4 protein-coding genes, 1 tRNA gene and 1 pseudogene are annotated in these 4,831 nt (G+C 61.2%); 2 read left to right on the top strand and 4 right to left on the bottom strand.

Annotation, left to right across the window (positions count from 1 at the left end; all coding sequences use genetic code 11):
- A partial coding sequence (locus ACK5L9_RS08195; RefSeq protein WP_416910979.1) for a hypothetical protein occupies window positions 1-315 on the top strand: 315 nt, incomplete at its 5' end.
- Window positions 316-689: 374 nt separating this feature from the next.
- On the opposite strand, the gene ACK5L9_RS08190 is transcribed toward ACK5L9_RS08195, so the two are convergent.
- The 4 genes from ACK5L9_RS08190 to ACK5L9_RS08175 all read right to left on the bottom strand — a co-directional run bounded on the left by ACK5L9_RS08190 (window position 690) and on the right by ACK5L9_RS08175 (window position 4,169).
- A tRNA-Ser gene (locus ACK5L9_RS08190) sits at window positions 690-779 on the bottom strand.
- 39 nt (window positions 780-818) lie between these two features.
- Window positions 819-1,427, bottom strand: coding sequence for a polyhydroxyalkanoate synthesis repressor PhaR (phaR, locus tag ACK5L9_RS08185; RefSeq protein WP_416910978.1), 609 nt, complete (start codon window positions 1,425-1,427; stop codon window positions 819-821).
- A gap of 132 nt (window positions 1,428-1,559) precedes the next feature.
- Window positions 1,560-2,012: a Phasin gene (locus ACK5L9_RS08180; protein ID WP_416910977.1), complete on the bottom strand. Its 453-nt coding sequence runs from the start codon at window positions 2,010-2,012 to the stop codon at window positions 1,560-1,562.
- A gap of 162 nt (window positions 2,013-2,174) precedes the next feature.
- The gene (locus ACK5L9_RS08175; protein ID WP_416910976.1) at window positions 2,175-4,169 is read right to left on the bottom strand and encodes a PHA/PHB synthase family protein; all 1,995 of its coding nucleotides are present in this window, start codon (window positions 4,167-4,169) and stop codon (window positions 2,175-2,177) included.
- 297 nt (window positions 4,170-4,466) lie between these two features.
- On the opposite strand from ACK5L9_RS08175, the pseudogene ACK5L9_RS08170 reads away from it, so the two are divergent.
- Window positions 4,467-4,831: pseudogene (locus ACK5L9_RS08170) on the top strand (polyhydroxyalkanoate depolymerase); the annotation flags it as partial.

Genomic DNA, 4,831 nt, shown 5'->3' with positions numbered 1-4,831 from the left:
TACGACATGCTCATGCCACACGGTGATGGGGCACTGGTCTTGCGCACGCTGCGCGTGAATGCTGCGGCCAAGTCATTCTTTCCAGATCCCATGCCGGTCTTTTCGATCCGGACGTACTTGGAAAGATCGATGCTGGGACCGCGCGATCTTGAACGCATGGCAGGGTTCCGCATCTCCCGTGATGCAACGGTTTCGGTAGAGGACTCGCGGCACATCCTTGCATGGCTTCAGGGGAATGCCGAGGAAACAGATCCACGGCGAAGGCTGGTGATCTCCCAAGAACCTGGTGAAGGCTCACCCGATAGTCTGCCCTGATCCCGCGCGAGGCCCCTCCACGCCGGTTGCCCCCTGATCTTTTCGATCGATACTGCCTCCCAGGAACTTCGCGCAAAACTCCCAAGACATACCAACGACCACGCCGCCCGTGTCGCGTCTCCGTCTGCTTTGTGACAAGCCGGAACCAGCGAAACACGGGCGCAATGCGATCCGGTCAGCTCACTGAAATCTATGGGGGTTTTGAACCCGTCTCGCCGGGAGCGAGGGGCGGGTGGAAAGAGACGGTGGGCGTTCGGAGACCGATCTCGCGCGGCAGGCCAGTCTCCGAAGGGCGGATGGTCCCTGCAAACCCCTTTGGCACATAAAGAAAATGGCCCCGCGAGGGACCTGTTTTCGGGTTTGCAATGTGCAAGTGGCGGAGCGAGAGGGATTCGAACCCTCGAGACGGTTCCCCGCCTACACACTTTCCAGGCGTGCGCCTTCGACCACTCGGCCACCGCTCCGTAGGGCGTGGTCTAGCCTGTCGTTTCGTCCTCTGCAAGTCAGAGCTTCGAGATCCGTTTCTGAAGTTCGGCAAGCTGGCGGCGGATTTCGTTCATGTCTTCGGCATCCTGCGCGGCGGGGCCGGGTTTGGGCGCGGTTGCGGGCTTGTCGGCGGGATTGTCCGGTGCTTCGAAGCCTTCGGCGTCGGGGCCGGTTGCGCCGCCTCGCCAGCCGCCCATCATGGCGCGCAGGAACATCTGCTGCTGGCGCTGCATCGCCTCGAAGCCCGGCACGTTGCTCATCATCGGGTTCGGCATCGAGGCCATGTTTTCCATCAGCTTCGACTGGCTCTGGCGCAGCATTTCGAAGCTGGCGGCAAGGAATTGTGGCACCACGGAATTCGCGCTTGACGTGTAGCTGCGCACCAGATCGGTCAGCACGTCGATCGGCAGGACGTTTTCGCCGCGGCTTTCATGTTCGGCGATGATTTGCAGCAGGTACTGGCGCGTCAGGTCGTCGCCGGATTTGAGATCGACGATCTTGACCTCGCGTCCCTCGCGGATGAACCCGGCAATGTCGTCAAGCGTCACATAGTCGCTGGTTTCAGTATTATAGAGCCGCCTGCTGGCGTAACGTTTGATCAGCAGGGGCGCGGGTCGCGTGGCCATCCGGGGCCTCTCATCCAGTTTGTTTGGACAATGATGTGTCCAAAGCCAAGAAAAGGCAAAGAAAAAAGCGCAAATTGCACAGGGAAAAGGGGCGGATAAACCGCCCCTTGCCCAAGATCGCCATGACGGCGATTACTTCGAGGTCGCGGCAGCGGCCTTTTTCACGGCAGCCTGCGTGTCGCGGGCGGCCTTTTCAGCGGCTTTCTGGGTTTCCGAAGCCATGTCCTTGCCAGCGGTCAGCATCAGATCGACAGTGTCCATCTGCACTTTCTTGGCAACTTCGGCGAAGGCGGCCATATGCTCGGCGGCCACTTCGGCCGAAGCCGAGGCGAAATCGGTCACGGCCTTGGCATAGTCCGAAGGCTCTTCTTTGGTGGTGGCCAGCTCGCCCATGCGGGAGATGGCGTCCTTGGCCCACAGGGCCGAGATTTCGGTCGAACGCTCGGCGGCGGTCAGCGCGACCTTTGCCAGCTTTTCGCCCAGTGCGGCTTGCGATTTGAAAGCTTCCTGAGCCGACGAGGTGTCAACCGGGAAGTTCGCCATCATGTCCTGCATCGTCTTTGCGAAATCAGGGGTCTTAGCCATATCAGTCACTCCAGTTTTTGCGCGGCCAGGGGAAGGATCAGGGTTCGCCGCGACTCAATCTTGTTTCGTGCAACCAATCTACATGCCGCGCCGCAGCATTTCAAGAGGCCAGATGCTGCGGCGCAGAAAAAAATTGCGCCGCAGCCCCGAAGTGCCGCAAGGTCAGATGGCCCGTTCGTGCACATACATGCCGGGCGCGGCTTCCAGCCCGTCGATGGGCTGGCGCGCATCGACCAGGCGGCCGGACCGTTCGCCCAGCCAGGCGTCCCATCGTGGCCACCAGCTTCCTTCCGTGAAGCCCGAGGCATCGCGCCAGGTTTCGCAGCCGTTCTCGTAATCGGTGCTGCCCGCGTAATGGCCGTATTTCTTTTTGGTGGGCGGATTGACGATGCCCGCGACATGGCCCGATTCGGACAGGATGAAGGTCTTGTCCTTCGAACCCATCTGCGCCACCCCACGCCAGCAATCCTTCCACGGCGCGATGTGATCGCCCTCGCATGCGACCGAGCACAGCGGCACCTTCACATCCGACAGGTGCAGCTTTTCGCCCAGAATCTCGAACCCGTCGCCGGCAAAGTCGTTCCGCTGGCACAATCCGCGCAGATACTGCATTGCCATCTTGCCCGGCAGGTTGGTGCTGTCGCCGTTCCAGTACAGCAGATCGAAGGCGGGGGGGGCCTCGCCCATCATATAGCTGCGGATCGCCGGGCCCCAGACCAGATCGTTGGCGCGCAGAAAGCTCATGGTGCGCGACATCAGCGCCGCGCGCATCAGGCCGGTGCGTTCGACCTCGGCACCGATTCCGGCGACGAAATCGTCCTGAAGGAAGGTGGTGAATTCGCCCTGATGCGAGAAGTCGGTCAGGCAGGTGAAGAAGGTCGCGCTGTTGATCCGGTTGTCGCGGCGCTTGTTCAGCAGCGACAGGGTCAGCGACAGGGTGGTGCCCGCGATGCAATAGCCGACCACGTTCAGCTTGGGCTGATCGGTCAGTTCGCGCACCTTGTCCATCGCTTCCAGATAGGCGGCGATATATTCCTCGATCCCGGTATCGGCATAGCTGGCATCGGGGTTTTTCCAGCTTACGATGAACAGGGTATAGCCCTGCGCGACCAGCCAGCGGATCAGGCTGTTTTCGGGCTTGAGGTCAAGGATGTAGAACTTGTTGATCCAGGGCGGAAAGATCAGCAGGGGCAGGGCATGCACCTTTTCCGTTGTCGGCGCGAACTGGATCAGTTCGAACATGGGCGAGCGGTGGACGACGCGGCCCTGCGTCGCGCCGATATTCTCGCCTACGGTAAAGGCTTCGCGGTCGGCCAGCGACACCACCAGATCGCCGCCGTGATGCTCGATGTCGCGCACCAGGTTTTCCAGCCCCTTGACCAGACTGTCGCCCTCGGTCTCGATGGCTTTTTCCAGCGCATCGGGGTTGGTGGCCAGGAAATTTGTCGGGGCCATCATGTCAACGATCTGGTTGGTCATCCAGTCCAGGCGCTTGCGGGTCACATCGTCGGGCAGGTCAAGATCGGCCGCAGCGCGCCGCAGCGCGCCGACATTGATTTCGTACTGTTTCTTGACGAAATTGAAATAGGGATGGCTTTGCCACAGCGGGTTCTTGAAGCGCTTGTCCGGCCGCCCGGCGGGTTGCTCGTCATCCTCGGGGGCCGCCAGCTTGCCCTTGGCCAGCGCGATCTGCGCCTTGGCATAGTGCTTCAGCGTTTCGCCCCAGAAATTGACCTGCTGTTCGATGATCCGCGTTGGCTGTTCGGCCATGGTCTTCATCCAGGCATTCGCGGCGGTCACGAAGAAATCGGTGCCGGGGGCCTCGATGCCGGGATTGGGGGCCGGACGTTCGGACAGGGCGCTGACCAGACGCTGGCTCAGCGTCTCGATCCGTTCCACATTCTCGGCCAGCTTGCGGGCGGCGGGAAAGCCGATTCCCGCGATCTGGAACTCGTCCCCCTGTTCTGGTTCATGCTTGGGGGCGGGGATTGAGGCCCTGGTTTCTGCGGCGGGCTGCGAATCGATTTTCCGGACGGGGGCCGGGGCCGCAGAAGCCTTTGGCGTCACGGCCTTGCGTGGTGCGGCCGCCGATTTTGCGGCGGCTTTTTCTGCAGGGGCAGCCTTGGCTGCGGTCTTTGCCCGAGGCGCTTTCGTCACCTTCTTTTCGGGCGCGGTGGCGGATTTCGCTGCACTGCGGCGAACGGGTGCCGATTCAGGGCTGCCGCTTTCTACAGCAGTGGAATCCTTCTGCTTTCCCGTGACTGCACGCTTTCGCGGACGCAGCGTAACATCTTTACCTTCACCTTTTGAACGACTTGCCATGGCTCGATTTCCCCCCTAAGACTTTCTGATATTACGCGCTGAGCGGTGATGGCGTAAAGCTGGCATTCTTCGAATATCACCACTGGCAAGGCGCGTCCATGAATGCCGCAACGCAGCAAAAGGTTGGCTCGTATGGCGATAAGAGGAATCAAGGGAATCGTCTCCTATGACGCGATGGAGACGATTCGGAACACCAACGAATGGCTGGGCGCAACGGCTCGCGCGATGTCGTCCTATCCGGCATTTGCGCTGATCCCGCACCCCGCCTTCAAACTGATGAGCGCGTGGGGCCGCGTGACCGAACGCAGCTTTGCCCGGATGGTGATCAAGCCCGACTGGCAGATCCCGCCGGTCATCGGTGCCGACGGTCAGGACCACATCGTCTATGTCGAACCCGAGGTGAAGCGCCCGTTCGGCGATCTGGTGCATTTCCGTGTCGCCCGCCGCGAACCGATGAACCGCAAGATCCTGCTGGTCGCGCCCATGTCGGGCCATTA

It is taken from the genome of Paracoccus sp. (in: a-proteobacteria) (assembly GCF_047973135.1).
Classification (GTDB): domain Bacteria; phylum Pseudomonadota; class Alphaproteobacteria; order Rhodobacterales; family Rhodobacteraceae; genus Paracoccus.
This window is presented reverse-complemented; position numbering and strand designations above follow the sequence as displayed.